Annotated in this window: 18 protein-coding genes and 1 tRNA gene; 10 read left to right on the top strand and 9 right to left on the bottom strand. The window is 63.5% G+C overall.

The genetic code is table 11. The features are described 5' to 3' along the window. Positions 1-39 precede the first annotated feature (39 nt). The 3 genes from Q4E25_RS05500 to Q4E25_RS05490 are packed head-to-tail and all read left to right on the top strand — an operon-like array spanning position 40 to position 3913. Positions 40-1146 (top strand): TrkA family potassium uptake protein, encoded by a 1107-nt coding sequence (locus Q4E25_RS05500; RefSeq protein WP_303155016.1) that lies wholly within the window; start codon positions 40-42, stop codon positions 1144-1146. Then, positions 1147-1866, top strand: a complete 720-nt coding sequence (locus tag Q4E25_RS05495) for an NAD(+) diphosphatase (protein WP_303154899.1) — start codon at positions 1147-1149, stop codon at positions 1864-1866. Beyond that, the gene (locus Q4E25_RS05490) at positions 1859-3913 is read left to right on the top strand and encodes an ATP-dependent DNA helicase UvrD2 (RefSeq protein WP_303154896.1); all 2055 of its coding nucleotides are present in this window, start codon (positions 1859-1861) and stop codon (positions 3911-3913) included. The genes Q4E25_RS05495 and Q4E25_RS05490 overlap by 8 nt, the downstream gene beginning before the upstream one ends. 359 nt (positions 3914-4272) lie before the next feature. On the opposite strand, the gene Q4E25_RS05485 is transcribed toward Q4E25_RS05490, so the two are convergent. From Q4E25_RS05485 to Q4E25_RS05475, 3 genes are all read right to left on the bottom strand, one after another. Beyond that, on the bottom strand, positions 4273-4809 hold the full coding sequence (locus Q4E25_RS05485; RefSeq protein WP_303154894.1) for a hypothetical protein: 537 nt from the start codon (positions 4807-4809) through the stop codon (positions 4273-4275). Positions 4810-4830: 21 nt separating this feature from the next. Beyond that, entirely contained in the window at positions 4831-5109 is a 279-nt protein-coding gene (locus Q4E25_RS05480) for a hypothetical protein (protein ID WP_303154892.1), read from the bottom strand. Between the two features lie 695 nt (positions 5110-5804). Then, complete coding sequence (locus tag Q4E25_RS05475) at positions 5805-6632, bottom strand: TOMM precursor leader peptide-binding protein (RefSeq protein ID WP_303154890.1); 828 nt, start codon at positions 6630-6632, stop codon at positions 5805-5807. A 108-nt stretch (positions 6633-6740) separates the two neighbouring features. Between Q4E25_RS05475 and Q4E25_RS05470 the strand changes: the two genes are divergently transcribed. Continuing rightward, the gene (locus Q4E25_RS05470) at positions 6741-7253 is read left to right on the top strand and encodes a M48 family metallopeptidase (RefSeq protein WP_303154888.1); all 513 of its coding nucleotides are present in this window, start codon (positions 6741-6743) and stop codon (positions 7251-7253) included. A gap of 3 nt (positions 7254-7256) precedes the next feature. Here Q4E25_RS05470 and Q4E25_RS05465 read toward each other — a convergent pair whose 3' ends face one another. Beyond that, on the bottom strand, positions 7257-8714 hold the full coding sequence (locus Q4E25_RS05465; protein ID WP_303154885.1) for a zinc-dependent metalloprotease: 1458 nt from the start codon (positions 8712-8714) through the stop codon (positions 7257-7259). A gap of 108 nt (positions 8715-8822) precedes the next feature. Here Q4E25_RS05465 and Q4E25_RS05460 point away from each other — a divergent pair, with 108 nt between their 5' ends. Next, positions 8823-9890: a PDZ domain-containing protein gene (locus tag Q4E25_RS05460; RefSeq protein WP_303154883.1), complete on the top strand. Its 1068-nt coding sequence runs from the start codon at positions 8823-8825 to the stop codon at positions 9888-9890. A gap of 6 nt (positions 9891-9896) precedes the next feature. Here the strand turns inward: Q4E25_RS05460 and Q4E25_RS05455 are convergent, their stop codons facing one another. Together Q4E25_RS05455 and Q4E25_RS05450 are read right to left on the bottom strand one after the other, a co-directional pair. Continuing rightward, a complete protein-coding gene (locus Q4E25_RS05455) occupies positions 9897-10526 on the bottom strand; it encodes a beta-N-acetylglucosaminidase (RefSeq protein ID WP_303155014.1) in 630 nt (209 codons plus the stop codon). 160 nt (positions 10527-10686) lie between these two features. Then, positions 10687-11217, bottom strand: coding sequence for a PPA1309 family protein (locus Q4E25_RS05450; protein WP_303154880.1), 531 nt, complete (start codon positions 11215-11217; stop codon positions 10687-10689). Positions 11218-11340: 123 nt separating this feature from the next. Here Q4E25_RS05450 and Q4E25_RS05445 point away from each other — a divergent pair, with 123 nt between their 5' ends. The 4 genes from Q4E25_RS05445 (at position 11341) to Q4E25_RS05430 (ending at position 16148) form a co-directional block, all read left to right on the top strand. Beyond that, positions 11341-14310 (top strand): UPF0182 family protein, encoded by a 2970-nt coding sequence (locus tag Q4E25_RS05445; RefSeq protein WP_303154878.1) that lies wholly within the window; start codon positions 11341-11343, stop codon positions 14308-14310. Positions 14311-14482: 172 nt separating this feature from the next. Continuing rightward, positions 14483-14559, top strand: a tRNA-Met gene (locus tag Q4E25_RS05440). A 120-nt stretch (positions 14560-14679) separates the two neighbouring features. Continuing rightward, positions 14680-15582, top strand: a complete 903-nt coding sequence (locus Q4E25_RS05435) for a Sir2 family NAD-dependent protein deacetylase (RefSeq protein ID WP_303155013.1) — start codon at positions 14680-14682, stop codon at positions 15580-15582. A 143-nt stretch (positions 15583-15725) separates the two neighbouring features. After that, a complete protein-coding gene (locus Q4E25_RS05430; RefSeq protein ID WP_303154876.1) occupies positions 15726-16148 on the top strand; it encodes a pyridoxamine 5'-phosphate oxidase family protein in 423 nt (140 codons plus the stop codon). A gap of 144 nt (positions 16149-16292) precedes the next feature. On the opposite strand, the gene Q4E25_RS05425 is transcribed toward Q4E25_RS05430, so the two are convergent. Next, positions 16293-17876, bottom strand: coding sequence for an alkaline phosphatase (locus tag Q4E25_RS05425; protein ID WP_303154874.1), 1584 nt, complete (start codon positions 17874-17876; stop codon positions 16293-16295). A gap of 268 nt (positions 17877-18144) precedes the next feature. On the opposite strand from Q4E25_RS05425, the gene Q4E25_RS05420 reads away from it, so the two are divergent. After that, positions 18145-18585 (top strand): cupin domain-containing protein, encoded by a 441-nt coding sequence (locus Q4E25_RS05420; RefSeq protein ID WP_303154871.1) that lies wholly within the window; start codon positions 18145-18147, stop codon positions 18583-18585. A 29-nt stretch (positions 18586-18614) separates the two neighbouring features. Here the strand turns inward: Q4E25_RS05420 and Q4E25_RS05415 are convergent, their stop codons facing one another. Continuing rightward, positions 18615-19343: a DUF4232 domain-containing protein gene (locus tag Q4E25_RS05415; protein ID WP_303154868.1), complete on the bottom strand. Its 729-nt coding sequence runs from the start codon at positions 19341-19343 to the stop codon at positions 18615-18617. 113 nt (positions 19344-19456) lie between these two features. Continuing rightward, a complete protein-coding gene (locus Q4E25_RS05410; RefSeq protein WP_303154867.1) occupies positions 19457-21250 on the bottom strand; it encodes a metallophosphoesterase family protein in 1794 nt (597 codons plus the stop codon). Positions 21251-21264 lie beyond the last annotated feature (14 nt).

The following is a 21264-nucleotide window of genomic DNA, read 5'->3' as shown; positions in this document are numbered from 1 at the left end:
CTTTATTGAATTCTGGTTTGGGAAAGGGGCGTGAGCTTCGTGGCTTCGCACATCGGTGAACGCTTTCGGGCGCGTTTTCTCTCCCAGGCTGATCTGAGTACCCAGCCCGCGCACGCGCTCATTGACGTCATCACGCTGCCGCGCACGGAAAGCGTCAGCCCCTGGAAGCAGCTGGGCCGGCGCGTGGCTTGGGCGCTCAGCCTCATCGTCTTTGTCACCATCGTGGTGTACTTCGACGGGGAAGGCTACAGCGAGGATCTCTCCTTGCTGGATTCCGCGTACTACTCGGTGGTCTCGCTGACCACGGTGGGCTACGGCGACATCGTTCCGGTCACGCCCCAAGCCCGTTTCATCAACGTCCTCGTTATTACACCTGCCCGCCTGGCGTTCCTTGTGCTCTTGGTCGGCGCGACGCTGTCCGTTCTCACCGATCGCGCCCGCCGCACCTTCGAAGTCCAGAACTGGAGAAAGCAATTGCGTAACCACACCGTTGTCATCGGCTACGGCACCAAGGGCGCCGGCGCCGTGGCCGCCCTCATCGCGGACGATGTACCCCCGTCCAAGATTGTGGTCGTTGATACCAACCGCGCCGCGTTGGCCAACGCCGAGCACCACGGGCTGGTCACCATCTACGGTTCCGGCACCAAGCAGGACGTCCTGCGCATCGCCGGCGTAGAGCACGCCGAGTCCGTGGTGGTTACCCCGTCCACGGACGATACCGCGGTGCTGTGCACGCTCTCGGTGCGCGAGCTCAATCCCAAGGCAAAGATCGTGGCCTCGGTGCGCGAGTCCGAAAACCGCCACCTGCTGCTGCAATCCGGCGCGGACTCCGTGGTGACCTCCGCCGAGACTGCCGGCCGCCTGCTGGGCCTGGCCACAGTGACGCCGACGGTGGTGGAGATGATGGAGGATCTGCTCTCCCCGAACGAGGGCTTCTCCGTGGCCGAGCGCCCCGTGCGTGAGTTTGAGGTGGGCTCCAACCCGCGCCACCTCGCCGATATCGTCCTGGCAGTGCTGCGCAACAACGAGCTGCACCGCGTGGATACCGCCGAGGCCTATTCGCTCAAGCCGGGGGACCGCCTGCTCTACATCAAGCACGAGGTCGAGGCCTCCGCGGACGAGGGCAGCGAAGGCCACGGCGCCTAGATGTTCCTGCCCGTCACTGAGAGCGGGCGGGTGCCCGTCGACGCGGCGGGCGCCGCCGTGCTTGTCACCAACGCCCCATCCTCCCTCCAGGTCCGCGTAGGCGAGTTCACCGCGGTGCTCATGGAAGAGGCCGCCGCCTCCGCGCTGGGCACCCTGCGTGACGCCACCTTCTTCGCCGGCCAGCCGCTCATCCTCAAGGCCATCCACCTGGTGCGCAACCGCCGGGAGACCCGCTTTGACCCGCGCACCGGCCGTGAGCTGGACTACGCCCCGCCGGGCATCGTGGGGCGCGATCCTGCCGACGAGCGCCGCATGGTATTCCCGCGCCTTGATCCCGCGGTGATTGGCCTGGTGGAGCTGGCTGGCCAGGAGCGCATCCTGCTGGGGGCCAACCGGCGCCGCCGCGGCTACTATTCGCTCATCGCGGGCTACGTTGATCCGGGCGAGACCCTGGAGGAAGCCTTCGCTCGGGAGGTGCTGGAGGAAACCGGCCGCCGCGTGCGCAATATCTCCTATTGGGGCTCGCAGCCGTGGCCGCCGAGCGGCTCCCTTATGGTGGGCTTTCGCGCGCTCACCGAGGATGTCGAGCCCGTCTGCGATACTGACGGGGAACTGGCGGAGTCGCGGTGGCTTAGCCGCGAGGAGCTTCCCGGTTTCCCCATTGCCCGTAAGGGCACGATTGCTCACACGATGATTATGGAGTGGTATCACGGTGCTTAGGCCCGATTTGTCCCTGCTGGATGAAGACCAGCTCGCTGCCGCCACCGCGCCCCGCGGCCCGGTGTGCATCCTGGCGGGCGCGGGTACGGGTAAGACACGCACGATCACCTATCGCATCGCTCACATGGTGGACCAGGGCTTTGTCAGCCCGCAGCGCGTACTCGCGGTGACCTTCACCAACCGCGCCGCCGGTGAGATGCGTGACCGCCTGGCCCACATGGGGGTGGGCGGGGTGCAGGCCCAGACCTTTCACGCCGCGGCGCTGCGCCAGCTGCGCTACTTCTGGCCGCAGGTGGCCGGGGATCTGCCCTGGCAGCTGATGGATAACAAGTTCTCCCTGGTGGCCCGCGCGGTGCGTTCCTTGGGCCTGGATAATTCCAAGGACACCATCCGGGATTTCCTCTCCGAGATCGAGTGGGCCAAGTCCTCCCTGGTCAGCCCGGATGGCTACCCGGAGAAGATCGCCGCCATCCAGCGCGAGGCACCGGCGGATCCCGCCAAGGTGGCGGAGGTCTTCCGCCGCTACGAGTCCATGAAGTCCACCCCGGACATGATGTATCTGGACTTCGACGATCTGCTCATGCACATCGCCGGTGCTATCGAAAATGTCCCCGCCATCGCGGAGGTTTTCCGCGAGCAGTACCGCACCTTCGTGGTGGACGAGTACCAGGATGTTACCCCGCTGCAGCAGCGGGTGCTCAACGCCTGGCTGGGGGAGCGCGATGATCTCACCGTGGTGGGTGATGCCAACCAGACCATTTACTCCTTCAACGGCGCCTCCCCGTCCTACCTGCTGGATTTCTCCCGCACCTACCCGCACGCCACCTTCATCAAGCTGCAGCGTGACTACCGCTCCACCCCGCAGGTCACGGACCTGGCCAACAAGGTAATTGGCAAAGCCAAGGGCCGGGCTGCAGGCACTCGCCTGGAGCTGCAGGGCATGCGCGAGCCCGGCCCGGAGCCCACCTTCCACGCCTACGAGTCCGAGGAGATCGAGGCCAAGGAGGTGGCCGGGCAGGTGCTCACCCTGCTCAACCAGGGCGTGAAGGCCTCCGAGATTGCTATCCTCTACCGCATCAACGCCCAGTCCGAGCACTTTGAGCAGGCGCTTGCCGACGCCGGCGTGGTCTACCAAGTCCGCGGCGGCGAGGGCTTCTTCCGCCGCCCGGAGATTCTGGAGGCCATCCGCGTGCTCATTGCCGCCACGCGCCGCGAGGATCTGCCGGATGATCCCGTGGCCATTGCGCGCGCTGCTTTTGTGGAGCTGGGGCTCAGCGCCACCGAACCGCAGGGCGCGCAGGCGCGTGAGCGCTGGCAGTCCCTCAACGCGCTGGTGGGGCTCATCGAGCAGATCGTGCGCGACCACGAGGGCATCGACTTAGCCGGCGTGCTCGGCGAGCTCAAGCGCCGCTCCGATAACAAGCAGAACCCCACCATGGAGGGGGTTACCCTGGCTACCATCCACGCGGCCAAGGGCCTGGAGTGGGACGCGGTCTTCCTCGTGGGCCTCACGGAGAAGCTGCTGCCCATCAACTACGCCATCAAGGCCGGCGACGAGCACATCGAGGAGGAGCGCCGCCTGTTTTACGTGGGCATCACCCGCGCCCGCGAGCACCTGGCGCTGTCCTGGGCTTTGGCCAAGACCACCGGCTCGCGCCCCTCGCGTGAGCGCACCCGCTTCGTCGACGGCCTCGTGCCCGGCATCGAGCAGACCCCCGGCTCCGGGCGGAAGTACCGGCAGCGCCGCTGCCGCGTGTGCTCCGGTGAGCTGCTGAGCCCCGCGGAGAAAGTCCTGGGCCGCCACGAGTACTGCGAGTACGAGGGCGATGAGGAGGTCTTCGAGGCTCTGCGCGCCTGGCGTGCCCACGTGGCCCGCGACTCGCAGGTACCGGCCTACGTGGTCTTTTCTGATGCGACCCTGCGGGCCATCTCCGAGGAGCTGCCTGCTGACGAGGCCGAGCTGCTCAGCATCTCCGGCGTGGGCCCCTCCAAGCTGGAGCGCTACGGCGCGGAGGTGCTCAGCATCATTGCCTCACTGCGCGGCTAGGGCCGCGCCGTGGCGACCGTGCGGCTAGAACCTGCAGTGCGGGCAGCGGGGATATCCGCTAATAAAACTACCCCTTAGGATTGGGCCGATCTTTGGACTGTCCGATCGCCAACAGGATGAACATATTCAAGAATACGTTTGCTAAAGACAAAACCTCGACCGCCTCATCAGAAAGGTTAAAAAATGCAGACGATACTAAGAGTGCGGCCAAGCAAGTGCTTAAAACTGCAGCAGTAAAAACCCACCTGGAAGTAGTTCTTCTACGGAAGAATAAGGCACTCCAAACGATTGAAATAATTCCGACTTGAGTAAGAACCGAGCCGATTCCCATATCTACCCCTTAGTGAAGAATTCTTTTTCTAGCACCGAGTTGCGTAGGGGAATACGATATTCGGGGTGTATTTTCCGCCTAGAGCTCGAATTGCAAGGCATCGGCCGGTGTTAGTTGCGTGTGCAGCTACAGCAGCTGCACCCGCGCATGCCCCCTTGGCAATCCACGAGACCAGACCTGCTCCTCGGATTTTTCCGGCACAGTAAGATGTTCCTATGGCTGCAAGACTTGTTTCATCTTTGCTAAAGACCAATTCTTGACCAATTTTCTTCCCCCACCCATAAACGTCACGAATATAGGGATCTGCAACGATCAAATCGCCCGTTATGCTTGCGTTAATGTGCTGAACCAGAGTGTCTCCCTCGATTTCATATCGAGTTTCTATCTTGTTCCCATTTATGTCTTCTGCCCACGCCGGATCGATTATTTGATATGGATCCTCAAATTGTTCATTACGCACGAGGATGTAACCTTCTTTTTCTTCTAAGAATTTCCCGCCAAAGTCGAATCGAAACTCTTGTTCACTCTCACCAGGGGAAATTGTGACAATTTGTTTTCCATCCACTCTGTCAATCACTTGAGCGAGTTATTCGCCAGAAGTAGTGGATATTTCCCCTTGTTCAGAAACGATCTGATTTACGTACCGCTCTTCACCTATTTTCTGAACATTTATGTTATGATTGGTATTTACCCATTTATGGCCGGCGGCAGTTGCTGGAGATAGCGTATTTTGGTCGACAATCTGTTGTACTGTTTGGATTGAAATTGAATCGTTATCCTCTGCGGATGCGGGGGATGCCCCGCTGCTGGCTAGGGCTAATGTCGAAAGCAAAACTACAGACTTGCGTGGGAAAGAGAACTTCATTTTCCCTCCGTGGAAAATAAAAAATAGCTGACTGGATGGGCGTCGCCTATAGATTTCAGATATTCGAAATAGATCCACTGATCTTCTAATGGCGGCACCGTATAAGTGTAGACTTATTTAACGGTTCTGGCAACCTTTTTGAAGTACTTTTCTAGTGTAATCGCAATGCTGATGGGCTTAACCAGGTACAGATTTCTGAGATCAGCTAATTGTGTAACCGTATAGGCCGGTTGTGCCAGACCATCGTCGGCGGCAATGTGTGGCAATAAAATTGCGCTTCTAGCACAGTAATGGTAATTGTGCTGATGGTATCCAGAATTTCCGCCCTCAAGGTGGGTGCAAGGGGGTGTTGGATATCGCGCACCGTCATGCTCCCAGCATTCAACGAGGCGATCATGTCATCAAGCTTTGTGGTCCGGCAATTGCATTTCGCGATTGCATTTCGATAGTATGTGTGGGCTCAACATTCCTGCACGATTAAAGGGCATGGTCACATCGAACGTACCGTACCCACAGCGCGGGCAACTCCATAATTTCTATCGGATATTGATCGACAACGGCGGTTTCAGGCCGATTAAATCCCCGGTTTTCGCGCCTATGCCCATCGCAAAGGCGGGACTAAGCCAAAGCTAGATGCAGTCCAAAAGCTATCTGGGCTCCGGGTTCACGATGTTTCTGGATAAAACACTGAACGGTTAGAACCTGCAGTGCGGGCAGCACGGGTGCTCCATGACGTAGCGCTGCTGGTTGTGGCCGTACAGATCCACCTCGACGAGCTCCCCGGCCAGGGGCTTGTGCTGCGGTGCGCCGGGCGGGCTGGGCCGGCCCACCAACCTGCGCAGAGTGGCCACGGCGCGCATGGCCACGGCGGTGCGCACGATGTCATCGCCAGGCGCCGGGTGCTCGGCTACCCGCTCAGTGACCGTGTGCCAGTGCTCGTCGGCATCGATGCGGTGAAGGTGAACGCACAGCGGGCAGGGGCCGCGGCCAGCGTCCAGCAGCGGGCCTACCACCCCACGCGAGTCGAGCACAGCAACCGGCAGCACGGTGGCTCCGCGCCCGCGGAGGACCTCGGCCAGCTCCACGGCGCGCGCGAAGGCGTCGACGGTAACGATGGGGAAGTGGCCCGCCACACTGGCCAGGTAGGCCTTCTCCTCTTCGTGCCCCAACGGGCCGCGCACGTTAAAACCATCTTCACGCAGGACATGCCGCAGAATCTGTGCCAAAGGGGAGGTGCCGATCACCACAACGGAGGCGCGCTTGCCCGCAGGCCAGAGCACGTTGTAGTGGATGAGATCATCAACGATGCTGCGCGCGGCCTCCACCCCAATGCCGGCGCGCTGGAGGCGCGCCTCGATCTCCTGCCTGGTCAGCGGCGTGCGCACCGCGTTGAGCGCCGCGGCGAGTCCGGGCCTGCCCTCGATGACGCCGACGCGAGTGGCATCCATGCCGCACTGGAGTACGCCCTCCTCGCGCTGGTACAGCGCGCTGTAGGGTGAGAGCGCGTAAAGCGGTGTGTTCATGGCTTCCCCCTGCTATCCCCGGGCATGGCTCTTCACCATGCCCTTCCCCCGTGGTGATGTCTCCCCTGAGGCAGTGCCACCATTGCAGCACAGGTAGGATCCTTTGTCATGTCGAGCTCTCCCCAGGTACGCGTGATTCGCTCCGCCAGGCGGCGGCGCACCGTGCAGGCGCGCATGGTGGAGGGAGTCCTGGAGGTGCGCATTCCGGCCTGGATGTCCCAGGCAGAGGAAGACAAGGCCGTGGCTGACATGCTGGCCCGGGTGGCCAAGAAGCACACCTCGGCGGCGGCCACGGATGCGGACTTGGAGCGGCGGGCTGCCGCCCTGAATGAGCGCGTGTTGGAGTCACGCGCGCGGATCGGTTCGATTCGGTGGGTGAGCAATCAGAACTCCCGCTGGGGTAGCTGCACCACCTCAACGGGAGATATTCGCATTAGCGATAGGCTGCGGGACGTGCCGGACTACGTGCTCGACGCGGTGATCGTCCACGAGCTCACCCACACGTTCATCTCGGGGCACGGCCCGGAGTTCTGGCAGTGGGCAGACCGCGCGCCGAAGGCGGAGCGGGCCAAAGGCTACCTCGAGGCCTACCAGCGCTTTGGCCAGCGGCCCTCGAGCTAGCGCCTAGGACTCTTCCTGCTCGTCGCCGTCCTGCGTGTCCTTCTTGTCGTCCTCAGAGTCGTTGCCGTCGGCCTTGGTGCCGTCGGACTCATCGCTGTCCTTGCCGTTGGTGTTGTCGCTGTCGGTGTTACGCAGCATCTCCTCCAGCTTGGCAAACTCCTCCTCGAAGCCGCTGTCCGTGGACTCGTCGAGCAGGCTGTCGATGAAGGAGGCCGGGTTATCCAGCTGCTCGCCGGTGGGCAGCAGATCCGGGTGATCCCAGGCGGCGTCGCGCTTATCGGCGCCAACCGCCACCGTGGCACGGCGCCACAGCTCAGCGGCGGCCTCCACCTTCGGGGCGTCGAGCTCAATGCTGACCACCTGTGACAGCGCCTTCTCAGCGGAGCCGCCGGTGGAGCGGCGGTGCGCCCATGCACGGTTCATCGCCGCGGTGGAGGGCAGGCGCTCACCCAGAGCCTCGTTGACCACGTGCTCCACCCAGCCCTCAACCAGCGCCAGGAGAGTCTCCAGGCGGGAGGCCGCCGCGGCGTTGCGGGAGCTGATCCGCGGGCTGAGATCCATGCCCTGCAGCTTGCTCATCGCCTCCTGGATGGCCTGTGGGTCGCCGGACTCAAGGTTGAGCTCGCGGGCGGCCTCCTCGATGTGGGAGGTATCAATGACCAGGCCCATGGCGTACTCCTCCACGGAGGAGACCAGGCGCTCCACCAGCCACGGCACGTGGCTAAAGAGGCGTTGGCGGGCGGCCTCACGGGCGCCGACGTAGACCAGGATCTCCTGCGCCGGAACGTCCAGCTCGCTGGCCACGGCGTGGATGTTGTGCGGCAGCAGGGCGGTGGTTCCAGCGGGGGAGACCGGCAACCCGAAGTCCGCGCCGGTAAGCGCCTGGGAGGCCAAGTCACCCAACGCGTGGCCCAGCTGCATGCCGAAGCTCATGCCCGACATCTGGTTCATCATCTTCAGCATCGGGCCCATCATCTCGCGGGCCTCTTCCGGCAGGGACTCCAGCTGCGCGTTGTTCATGTGCTCGGCCACAGGGGAGACCATGCGCTTCCACATGGGCAGGGTCTCCTCCAGCCACTGGGCGGAGTTCCATGCCCGCACGGAGCCGCCGGCGGTGGGCAGCGAGGTGGCGTCGTCAAGCCAGAGCTCCGCCAGGCGCACGGCCTCCGCAACGGCGTTGGAATCGTCAGCACTGACGTCCTTGTCGCGCGAGATCTCCTGCAGCGCGATGCGCTTGGCGAGGTCATAATTCACCGGGCCGGCGCCCTCCGGCGAGTTCATGGAGGAACCCATGCCGGAGAGCATCTGCCCGAACTGATTCAGCAAGTCACCAAGCCCACCGTTGCCGGCGCCGTTGCCCCCGAAACCGAAGGCCCCGAAAGGATTCTGATCGCGACGATTCTTGTCATCGTCATCGCCGTCATCGTTGGAGGGGAAAGAAAAACCGAATCCGCTATTCATGCCGTCCAATCTACCGACAGCCAGGGGGCGAGTTCCACGATCCGCGCAACGCTGTGAGCGAACAGGCCGTGAACAATCGTGGAGGGAAACGTTGTAGGCTGTTTCCTCGTGAATTCACCCGCAAAACGTCGCCTCCGTACCCTCGTGGGTGGCGCGATCCCCGTTGTCCTGACCGGTGCTCTGCTGAGTATCGACCACATCCCCGGCACCGATATCGCGCTGACCGTGCCTTATGCCGCCGAGGGTCCGGGGCCGACAGTGGATACCCTGGGCGAGGTGGACGGCACGCAAGTAGTCGACGTGCACGCGCCGCATACCTACGCCACCACCGGCCAGCTGAACATGACCACGGTCTCGGTGCGCACCCGGATGACCATGGCCCAAGCGCTGGGCCGCTGGCTCCTCACCGATGACACCATCGTGCCCATCGACACCGTCATCCCTCAGGGCCAGACCGACGAGCAGATTAACGAGCTCAACCAGCAGGCCTTCACACAGTCGGAGTCGGCGGCCACCGTCGCGGCCATGGACTACCTGGACATTCCGGTCAAGATTGTGGTGGCGCAGGTGCTGGAGAACTCCGCCGCCGCGGGCGCCATTGAGGCGGAGGATGTCATCACCGCCATCGACGGTGAGGAGGTCAGCGAGCCCGGCCAGGTTCAGGAACGCATCCAGGGCAAGAAGCCTGGCGACGCCATCACGCTCAGCGTCCTGCGCAAGGGCAAGCCCCTGCACAAGGAGATCGTGCTGGGAGAGAACCCGCACGCCAAGGGCCAGGCCCTGCTGGGCGTGAGCATGACCTCGGAGCCCAAGGAAGACATCTCCGTCGAGTACAACTTGCAGGACGTCGGCGGCCCCTCGGCGGGCATGATGTTTACCCTGGCGGTCATCGACAAGCTGACCGAGGAAAACCTCACCGGCGGCGCGTTCGTGGCTGGCACCGGCACCATCGAGGAGGACGGCGAGGTAGGCCCCATCGGCGGAATCATGCACAAGGTGCAGGCCGCGAAGGATGCGGGCGCTGAACTCTTCCTGGCCCCGGCGGATAACTGTGCCGAGGCGGTGCGCCGCGACACCGGCGACATGGTGGTGGCCAAGGTCTCCACGTTGGAGGACGCCATCGAGGCGATGGACGCCTTCGCCGCCGGCGGTGAGGTCGAGACCTGTAAGCCCTAAGACGGCCTAGGAAACAAGGCCGAGCTCCTTGAGCCTTTCTTCCGGATCGTCCTGATCCGTGGTGATCATCTGCTGCATGATGAGGCCGTCCTTGTTATCCACCACGGTGAGGATCGCAGTGTTGCCCAGCATGGACCAGCCGACGACGCGGTCGCCGCTGTCCTCCACCACGCGGGAGCTGCGCAGCTCCGTGAGCACCTGGGTGGTCTGCGAGGCCTTGGCCTTTCTCTTGAAGAACTGGAACTGGCCCACCTCGGAACCCGAGCAGTTGAAGGAGTCCTTCACCCCGTTGGGATCGCAGCGATCAAACTGCGCAAAGATCTCCCCGGGCACCAGGCCGCCAAAGACGGCGTAGGCCTCCTCCACGGAGGCGTTGAGCTCCGGTGCAGCGGAAGGATCGGTGCCCGCGCTGCCGGAGGTCTGGGCGCTGTCTGAGGCGGAGCCGGGCTCAGACTCAGACTCAGACTCTGAGGTAGTGCTGGATTCGGAGGTCTCCTCGCTCGTTGAGCTCACAGTGGTGCTCGGCTGGGTGGAGGTTTGCGAGGCGGATGTAGAGGCGGTGGTTTCCGGCGCCGCGCTCGGTGCCTCCGGAGCGGGTTCATCCTTGCCGCAGGCGGTGAGCGTGGTTACGGCCATGAGGCATGCCGAAGCGACGATGGCGAGGCGGGCAGTCGAACGCACGAAGGAACTCCTTTAATGAAGCCTGAATCAATGGAAGCCTGAATGAAACGGCGGAATGAAGGCGCTTGCGGCGCGAAAGCCGCAAGGTCTAGCTTCCCTCCACTGTAGCGGAGGGCTAGAACTCTGCGTCGGGATCTTGCTCGAGGCCATAGCGCAGCGCCGCGATCACCCCGGGGGCCACCTGCGGGCCGCCGCGCAGCTGGATATCGTCCTGAGCAAAGAGGCCGGCGGCCTCCAGCTCCTCCTCCGTGGGGCGGTGCTGCAGCAGAGTCAGCTCCACGCCCTCCTCACGCAGCACGCCGGAGAATAGGCGCGCCGGGCGGCGCTCGGGGCTGTCCGCCGAGGTGTCCGCGAAGACGATCTCCTGGGCCAAGACCACTCCGGCCACCTCCCGCGGCCAGGCCAGGCGGGAGACGTAATCAGCCAGTTGCTCGGAGCCGGGCTCAATGTTCTCCGGCAGGTTGTCCTGTACCACGAGGGTCAGCGGGGAGGAATCGTCGACGTCGCCAAGCTGCGCAGCGAGCAGCTCGGTGGGCACGAGCGCGAAGAGGGTAGGGGCGGCGTCCCAACCCTCGGCGTGGACAAATTCGACGGCCTCGCGCATGGCTTTGTTCAATGCGCGCTGAGAATTCTCGGGGGAACTCATAAACATCCTCATTCGTTATTGGTGTGGTTACTTCCCTAAGCTGGAAGCGTTCACTGTTAATATTCGCACGATTTCTGATTGGAGCTGGCGTTGGCCTCCGGATTGAACCGACCCACTGCCCCGATGAAACGTCCACCCCGAGCTTTGTCTTGGGTAGTCACAATCATCGCCGCCCTGTTGTTCCTCGGCCCCCTCGTGGTGGGCTTCTACACGGACTGGAGGTGGTTCGGTGCGATCGAATACCGCGGCGTCTTTACCACCACGCTGCTGGCCCGCATCGCGCTCTTCCTCGTCTTCGCCGTAGTCAGCGGCGCGGTGATCTACGCCGCGGGGGTAATCACCTGGCGCGGTCGCCCCGACTCCCTGGACATGGCGGACCTCAATTCCCCCGTCTACCAGTACCGCCGCTCCATCGAGCGCAGCATGGGCGTGTTCTTCAAGTTCCTGCCCTTCATCGTGGGCATCATCGCAGGTTTTATTGGCCAGTCCCACTGGCGCAAGATCATGCTCTTTATCAACAGTGAGAGCTTCGGTGTGAAGGACCCGCAGTTCCACCGCGATCTGGGCTTCTACGCGTTCCAGCTGCCCACGTGGTCGCTCATTGTGAACACCTTCTCGCTGCTGATGCTGCTTTCTTTGCTCATCGCGCTCTTCGGCCACTACGTCCTCGGCGGCATCCGCGTGGGCAATCGCGCCGCCGGCGTGAAGGGCTCCATCAGCAAGCCGGCGCGCGTCCAGCTGGCCGTGACCGCCGGTGTGTGGATGCTGCTGCAGGTCGCAGGCTACTGGCTTGAGCGCTACCAGCTGCTCTACTCCGAGCACTCCCTGTTTACTGGTGGTTCCTACACCGATATCAACGCCTACCTGCCGGCCAAGATCATCCTCATGGTCATCGGTGTGGTTGTGGCCATCGCTATCTTCTCCGCTGTGGTCATCAAGGACCTGCGCATCCCGGGCCTGGCCGTGGTACTCATGCTGCTGTCCTCCCTGGTCATCGGCCAGGCGTGGCCGCTCATCATGGAGCGCTTCTCCGTCAACCCGAACCGCCAGGCCAAGGAAGCCGAGTCCATCACCCGCAACATCGAGGCCACGCGCTACGCCTACGGTCTTACCGAGGACAAGGTGGAGTACAAGGAGAACTGGGGCGCCGGCGAGGTACCGGATGAGAAGGTCGCCTCCGATAAGTCCACCATCTCCAACCTGCGCCTGCTGGATCCGGAAATCATCTCTCCGACCTTCACCCAGATGCAGCAGCTGAAGAACTTCTACGGCTTCCCGGACGCGCTGGCGATGGACCGCTACAAGATTGACGGCGAGATGCGCGACTTCGTGGTTGCCGCCCGCGAGCTGGACCCCAACGCCCTGCGCGAGAATCAGCAGAACTGGATTAACCGCCACACCGTCTACACCCACGGCAACGGCTTTGTGGCCGCCCAGGCCAATACCGTGGACGAGGTTGCTCGCGACGCCGGCTCTGCCCGCGGCGGCTTCCCCATCTTCACCGTGGCTGACCTGCAGACCCAGGCCGGCAAGGACGCCGAGGGCGAGGGTGAGACCAAGAACGCCGAGGAGTCCCTGGGCATTAAGGTCGACGAGCCGCGCACCTACTACGGCCCAGTCATCGCCAGCGCTGACGACGGCCTCGATTACGCCATCGTGGGCAAGACCGGCAACGACCCGGTGGAGTACGACACCGATACCTCCACCTACACCTATGAGGGCAAGGGCGGCGTTAAAATCGGCAACATCATCGACCGCACCGCCTACGCACTGAAGTACCAGGAGCTCAACTTCCTGCTCTCCGACCGCGTGGGCAGCGAGTCCAAGATTCTCTATGATCGCGATCCCCGCGAGCGCGTGGAGAAGGTTGCCCCCTGGCTGACCACCGACGCCAAGACCTACCCGGCGGTCATCGACGGCCGCATCAAGTGGATTGTTGACGGCTACACCACCCTGGAATCCCTGCCATACTCCCAGCGCACCTCGCTGACGGAGACCACCCAGGACGCCCTCAACCCGAACGGCACTAACCAGCGCCTCATCAACGAGCGTGTGGGCTACATCCGCAACTCCGTCAAGGCTACTGTCGACGCCTACGACGGCACCGTGGATCTCTACGAGTTTGACAGCGAGGACCCGGTGCTCAAGGCTTGGGAGGGCGTGTTCCCGGGCGTGGTCAAGCCCGAGTCGGAGATCTCTGACGAGCTGCGCCAGCACCTGCGTTACCCGGAGGACATGTTCAAGGTTCAGCGCAACCTGCTGGCCAAGTACCACGTCTCTGACCCGGGCGTGTTCTTCAACAACGACGCCTTCTGGTCCGTCCCGGAGGATCCCACCGCTGGCGAGTCTCAGGGCCTGAACCAGCCGCCGTACTACGTGCTGGCTGCTGACCCGGATACCGGCAAGCCGAGCTTCCAGCTCATCACCTCGTTCCGTGGCCTGAACCGTCAGTTCCTCTCCGCGCACATGGCTGCCTCCTCCGATCCGGAGAACTACGGCAAGATCACGGTGCGCGTGCTGCCGACGAACACCCAGACCCAGGGGCCGAAGCAGGCGCAGGACGCCATGATGTCTTCTGACCAGGTGGCGCGTGACCGCACGCTGTGGCAGGGCTCCAACGACCTCAACAACGGCAACCTGCTGGCGCTGCCGGTGGGCGACGGTGAGATTCTCTACCTTGAGCCCATCTACTCCCGCCGCAAGGGCCAGGAGTCCGCGTTCCCGAAGCTGCTGCGCGTGCTTGTCTCCTATAAGGAGCGCATTGGCTACGCCCCGACTGTCGGCGAGGCCCTGCAGCAGGTGGGCATCGACCCGAAGTCCGCGCAGGAGATCACTGAGGTCGATGGCGAGGACAAGAAGGCCGAGGACTCCGCTCAGGACGGGGCGAAGCCCAAGGACGAGGCGTCCGCGTCTCCGTCCGCACCGGCTTCCGCGCCGAGCGCCTCTGACGCCGGTGAGGCCATCTACCGCATCAACAAGGCTCTCGACGGCGTGGACAAGGCCAAGAATGGCTCCTTCGAGGAGTATGGCAAGGCTCTCGACGAGCTCGACAAGGCAGTGGAGGAGTACCGCTCCATCGAGCAGAAGGGGTAGCGCTCCGTCCACCGACGCTTCGCCCTTCGCACTATGAGCACGGCGCCTACCTGGGGATTTGGGTAGGCGCCGTGCTCTATGTATAGTTACATGCGTTGCCGGCACAGAGGGAACGGCCCGCAAGGGAGTGGTTCCGGAGTGCTAGCGTACGATGTTCGGAAGTTCATCGCGACGCGGGGTGGAGCAGCTCGGTAGCTCGCTGGGCTCATAACCCAGAGGTCGTAGGTTCGAATCCTGCCCCCGCTACCAACTTCCAGACCCTGACCGGGGATGCTCGGTCAGGGTCATTTTTCGTTCTGTTCTTTAACCCTTTAACTTAACCCCGATACCATGGGCCGCGTGAGTAATTTCTCTGACCCGGCGGTGGCCATGGCGCACCGCAGTGCGATCCGCTCCATCGAGCGCGTCGTGGAGGAGACTGCCGTGCACACCCCGGATCAGCAGGCGCTGGAGGAGATTGCAGCGCAGCTCAATGCCGGCCCGGCGATGGTGCTGACTGGGGCGGGTGTTTCCACTGACTCCGGCATCCCGGACTACCGCGGCCCGCAGGGCAGCCTCAGTAGGCACCGACCCATGACCTACCAGGAGTTTCTCCACGATCCCGCGGCCTGCCACCGCTACTGGGCGCGCAGCTTCGTGGGCTGGCGGGTGATGGAGCACGCGCAGCCCAACTCCACCCACTTTGCCATCGCCGAGCTGGAGCAGGAGGGATTCGTGCACGGGGTGCTCACCCAGAACGTTGACGGGCTGCACAAGGCCGCCGGTACCCGCAACCTGCTGGCCCTGCACGGGGACATGGAGACCGTGGAATGCCTGGACTGTGGGGCAGCGGAAGACCGCGAACAGTTCGACGCCCGCCTCGCCGCCGCTAATCCCGGCTACTTGGAAGCGGTGCGTTTGGACCCCAGCATGGTCAACCCGGACGGTGATGTCTCGTTGAGCGAGAGGATCGTCGATAAGTTCCGCATGGTGGGCTGTACGCGGTGCGGTTCGCAGCGGTTGAAGCCCCACGTGGTCTACTTCGGTGAGCCCGTTCCCACGGCGCGCAAGGAGGCGGCCTATGCCATGTTGGGGCAGGCGCACAGCCTGCTGGTGGCGGGGTCCTCGCTGGCGGTGATGAGCGGCTATCAGTTTGTGCTTGCCGCCAAGAAGCAGGGCAAGCGCGTGGCCGTCATTAACGGAGGGCCCGGACGCGGGGACGGGAAGGTGGATACCCTGTGGCGCTCTCAGGTGGCGCCGGCTTTTGCACAGCTTATCGACGCCCTCCTCTAGGCCCGCCCCACCGCGCGGCAGGAGTGGTGAGGGCGCTGCAACGCTGTGCGCTCCTTTTATTCCCGATTTCCGGGTGATAAATCTATCGACGTATTTATAGAGACAACCCAGCGCGGGGGAAGAAACAGTGCCACAATAGGGCTATGGCTGATTTTGAGAACCCCATTGAAGTACTGAAGGATGACGAAGCCCTCGAGCTGATGGGCACCCAGCAGCTCGGCCGCCTTGTTGTTCGCATGCATGAGGATATGGACCTGTACCCCGTGAACTTTGTGGTGAGCGAGGGCAAGATCTTCTTCCGCACCGCGGAGGGCTCCAAGCTTGTCAACGTGCTGCTTAATGACAAGGTGCTATTCGAGGCAGATGACCACACTAACGAGAAGGCATGGTCGGTCATCGTCAAAGGCCACGCCCGCATCTTGGAGACCAACGACGATATCCACAAGGCCGATGATCTCCCGCTGAAACCGTGGCTGCCCACCCTCAAGTACAACTACGTGGAGATTACCCCGGATAGCATCTCGGGGCGCCGCTTCCAGCTTGGTGAGGAGCCGGAGCGCTACTAAGCCACGCACACCAGCTGCCTGAGCTTCCGGCTCGGACTGGGGGCCGAAGCCCAGGCAGCGCAGAATACGCAGAAGGGATGCCTTGCGGTGGGGGCATCCCTTCTTTACGTGTGCTCGCGCTGAGCGTTGAGAGCGCGCTGCTACTTAGAGCATGCGCTCAATCAGCTTGTTCAGTGCGCCCATGTCGATCTTGAGCACGCCGAGCGCCTGCGCGGCGGCGACGACGAGCCCGATGAGGGCGGCGGTGATGCCTGCACCGGTAAAGCCTGCGGCCACGGAGTTCTCGGCCAGGCTGGAGCCCTCGGAGCTGTTGTTGCCGGACTCATTGGAGCCCTCGGAGTCATCGTCCTCGGAGCCGATCCACCACTGGGTCTTGACCAGGTCAGCCACTGTGACGTTGTCGATGTACTCGCCGCGCACCGGGTCGGTTCCTACCACCTTGGACTCGATGTCGGCCGAGCCGGCGCCCTTGTAAAAGAAGGGAACCAGCTGGTTGGTGTGGTTGCCGGAGTACCAGCCGTGCTTGGCCAGCTCGTCTTCCTTGCCGGCCATGGCGTTCCACTGGCCTTGGGCAGGCTCATCGGCGCCGGAGAGGTAGCCGGTCTCGTGGTCGGCGGTGACGATAAGCAGGGTCTCGTCCCAGGAGGAGTTCTTCTCCACCCAGGCGATGGCCGCCTCGACGGACTTGTTGAAGTCCTGGATCTCTTCGATGTCGCGGGCGGCGTTGTTGCCGTGGCCGTTCCAGTCGATGGCGCCGCCCTCAATCATGACGCTGAAGCCGTCTTCGTCCTGGCCCAGGACGTTGAGGGCGCCGGTGGTCATGGTGGCCAGATCCACCACGTCGTTCATGGGATCCTCGAAGGCAACGGTGCTCTCGCCCGCGCGGCCTGTCTGCAGGGTGGAGCCGACCTGCGGCAGGCCCCAGTACTTGGTGTCCTCCTTGACGTTGCCCTCTGCTAGGGCCTTGAAGTCGTCGTTGGAGTCGAAGAAGGTCCAGTCGGTGTTGCCGGCCTGCAGGGCGGCGAAGTCCTCTTCGCTGATGTAGTCGTAGGCCGGGGTGGCCAGCTTCTGGTTGTCGTTATCGTAGAGCGGGTGGCCGCCGCCCATAACCAGATCCAAATCGGAGTTGAGCATCTCCTTGGCAATGGCATGGTGATCGTTGCGGTCCATGTTGTGGGCCGCGAAGGTCGCCGGGGTGGCATCGGAGAAGGGAACAGAAGTGACCACTCCGGCGGCCTTGCCGTGGGCCTTGGCGCGCTCGGAGATGTTCTCCTCGGCGTGGCCGTAATCGGACTTGCCCACCACGCCGTTCTTCGTCTTCATGCCCGTGGCTAGCGCAGTGCCGGCCGCAGCCGAGTCGGTGATCTTGCCCTCGGTGACGTACTCGTGGGTGGCCCATGCCTTCTGCGGGTCATAGCTGCCGCCCTTGGGGAAGGTGGACATGGACAGGCGCTCGAAGTCCTCGAAGGCCTGGACGGGCTTGCCCTCCAGCTCCTTGGCGCCTTCGGCGGCGAAGGGGCCTTCTACGGTGTACTTGGACTGGCCGGTCTCAAAGAGGTTGTTGAGCGCAATGTGGCCGTAGCCCATGCCGTCGCCGATCATGAAGATGATGTTCTTCGGGCCGGTTGCTTCCTGTGCCAGGGCGGGGGCGGCTGCGCCGGTGGAGACGAGTGTTGCCGTGATGAGGGCCGCGCTACCTGCGCGCAGGCCAGTCAGTTTCTTTGCCATCTAGAGTTTTCCTTGTGTGCGAGAAGTGGAGAACAGTTTCGGTGCGTGCACAACGATCAGGCCCATCGCGGCAGGGAGAGCGCCCAGCGTGATGGAAATGATTGTCTAACCGCAGCCATCAAGGTAGTGGGTGCAGGTGTCGCGGCGGATAAATATAAGTAAATGCTTCTTTAATCTCTGCGAGCATCTGCGTGAAAGTAGGGAAGGGTTGCAGAAATATCTACGGATAAAGCCTTGCTAAATCCGGAGACTGGGAGAGAATGGAATCATGAGCACTGAAAAGACCACGCACACTCCCAAGCAGTCCTACAACCGAGCCGGCGATGGCTGGACCTACCTCACCCAGCTGAACGCCCCTCACTCCTCGGAAGCGGGGGAGGGCCGAGCGGTTCCCGAGGTGAGACTGCAAGAAAAGCTAGCGCACGCAGGCGTCATCCGCCTCTCTTTCCGCAAGGGCGATGTCATGGATGATCACCACGCGCCGGGGCCCATCTTGGTGCTGGGGCAGGAGGGGCAGGTGGATTTCACCATCGGCGCTGAGACGCTGCGTTTGGAACCCGGCACGGCTATCTCGGTGGATGAGGGGATTACGCACTCGCTGCGCTCGGTGGGCGGGCCGGCGGTGGTCACACTCGTGCTGCTGCCCGGTAGCGCCACCGCTGTGCCTACTGGCCCCGTCATGGAGGACGGGAGCAATCCGGTGCAGTAGGCACCTGCTGTGCGGGCTAGGCGTGCAGGTTAGGCGGGGCTGACTGGCTGGACGGAAATGTAGGACACGTCCCCGGCGCAGCCCTGCAGTCCGGGGATCTCCAGGAAGGCGCTGCGGGTTTCCTCCGGCGGGTAGACACGGAGGCCGTCGGCAGGCTGTGGCTGGCACTGGGTGGGATCCATGGGGCCGACGTTGGTGATCTTCACGTTGGCCACTGCTGCCGCGCCGGGGGCGAGGCTCACTGGTTGTGCGGGAGCGTTGTTCTCCCGGGTGGCTGCGCGGCCGAGCTGGGTGCCGTCATTGTTGGTCACCGCGGAGACTCCCGGGAAGCCGGTGAGGGTGCAGGGGGAGTCCGAGGTGTTGCTGAAGAGGACGTCGACAAGCGAGGAGCCCGCAGCGCCTTGTTGGGTGCCGAGGGAGACGGTGAGCTGATCCATGGTGCACGCCCGCGGGTCGCGGGGTGGCTGGTTGTCCTCGGGTGCGGCGAGCGAGCCGCTGCGCTGCTCTGGCTGTTCGGTGCCGCTGTTGCCGTCGGGGCGCTGGGAATCGGGGGAGGAGTCCTGGCCGCCGGAGGGATCCTGGGTGGTGGTGACGGTGGAGGCGGCCTCGCCAGCGGAGGAGTCAGCAGGTGAGTCATCGCCTCCAGAGCAGGCGCTGAGTCCGGCGGCGAGGGCTACGGCGGCAACCACGGGAAGAGCGCGGCGCCGAGTAAAGGTGCGAGGATGGGCTGTTGCGGGGGTTCGGCGTGGAGTACTCATGTGCCTAGCGTAACGGGTGGGGCACGTGATGAACGTTGCGATTAGATAAAAGTTATGCCCCGCGGCCGTGCAGGAAACACGGAACGCGGGGCAGGACGCGGCTGGTGGAGTCCTTAGGGGAAGAGGCGGAGGTACATGCGGTAGAGCTGGTCCAGGGTGGCCTGAATGTTCTTGCGCAGTGCTGGGTCGTGGCCCACGGCAGCGATGCCGCCGGCGACAACCACGGCGCTAATCGCGCCCAGCAGGTAGCCAACCATGCCGCCCTTGACGGAGCCGCAGGCGTAGGCAGAGGTGGCCGTGCACTCGGTGGGCTCGCCCGGCTTGTTGGAATCGCCCGGCTTGTTGGAGTCGCCGGGCTTCTCGGAAGGCTCCGCGCTCGGTTCCTCCGGCTTGCCGGTAATCGTGGTGGTCACGGTGGTCGGAATCACCGTGGTGGTGGTCTCGGTGGTGGCCGGCTTGGTGATGGTGGTCGCAACGGTCGTGGGCACCGTGGTGGTGATGGTCTGGGTGGCGGTTGCAGTGGCCGTCGCGGTGGTGGTCACCGGCGGGACCTCGGTCTCGCGCGGGTCGGCGATGGCGCGGTCATTGTTCTTGATGGTGACCTTGTCCACCAGGTTGGGGTTGTTGGCGTTGTAGGTGCGGAAGGTCAGCTCCTCGCCGGTGACGTCGACGATCATGTAGTCCTCGTCGTAGTCCTGGCGCCAGAACGCAGTGGAGGGGTGCGCCAGCGAAGGATCGATGTGCTCCATGCGGGCGTTCGGGTACTTCTTGCCGTCCTCGCCCTGGAAGTCGTAGTACTTGCCGCCGCCGGCGGTGGTGGTGGTGATGTAGAGGACTTCGCCGTCGTTGGGCGCGAGCACGTCGCCGCGCTTGCCCGGGGTGGGCACCGGGGTGGTGCCGTTCATGAGGTGGGTGCGGGTGTAGATGTGATCGTGGCCGCTGAGCACGGCGTCGACGTCGAGCTCAGTCATTACGGGGGCGAGCTTCTCACGCAGGCGGGCGACATCGTCATCGGTGTAGTGGGTGCCCTGGGAGAAGAACGCGTGATGCATGCCCACGATGACCCAGTCGTTGAAGGCGCCGCGGTTGGCGATGGTCTCACGCATGAACTCCGCGTGGCGCTCGATGTCCTCCTCGCCGCTGGCGTTGGTGTCCAGGCCGATGAAGAGCACGTTGTTACGCTCGAAGTAGAAGTCGCGGATGTCGCGCTGCTTGTGCGGGCTGGAGAAGTGATCGTCGTAGCGCGGGAACTCGGCGGCGGAGGGGTAGCCCTCGTGGTTGCCCGGCAGCGCGCTGGTGGGCACGCGGCGGATCTCCGGGGCGGAGAAGTAGCTCTCGTACTGCTTGTCCAGCGCGCCCCATCCCTCAACCTGGTCACCCAGGGACCAGATCAAGTTGGCTCCGGGGGCGTCGGCCACAGCGTTGCCGATGGTGCGCTGCCACTGCTCGGTCTGCTCGGCGATGCCGGTGTCCACGCCAATCTGCGCATCGGAGACGGTGATGAAGCTCCAGTCTTCGCCGAAGCTGCCGGTGTTGAAGGTCTCCGGCTCGGACCAGCCGCCCTCGGCGGAGCCGACGCGGTAGGTGTACTCGGTGTTTTCTTCCAGCCCGCCGGCCACGGCAAAGTTGGTGACATAGCCCACGCCCTTGCCCTTCTGCTTAGCGGGGAAGGCCAGGGAGCCCTCCGGGCCGGTGACCTCGAGGACTTCCTCGGCGCGGGTGGACTTGGTGCGCCAGTTGACCATGACGGAGCGCTCGGTGGAGCCGGGCTGCAGGACAACGCGCGAGGTGGGGTCGGTTTGTGCCACGGCCACTTGCGGGAGGCTGAGAGAAGAGGCAAGTGCCACCGCGGAGGCCGCGATAACCGCGGTGAACTTCTTGGATGGAGAGATGCTGAAGCGCTTCATTATTCCCTTGTGAG

The sequence above is a fragment of the Corynebacterium sp. genome (genome assembly GCF_030532325.1).
Classification (GTDB): domain Bacteria; phylum Actinomycetota; class Actinomycetes; order Mycobacteriales; family Mycobacteriaceae; genus Corynebacterium.
This window is presented reverse-complemented; position numbering and strand designations above follow the sequence as displayed.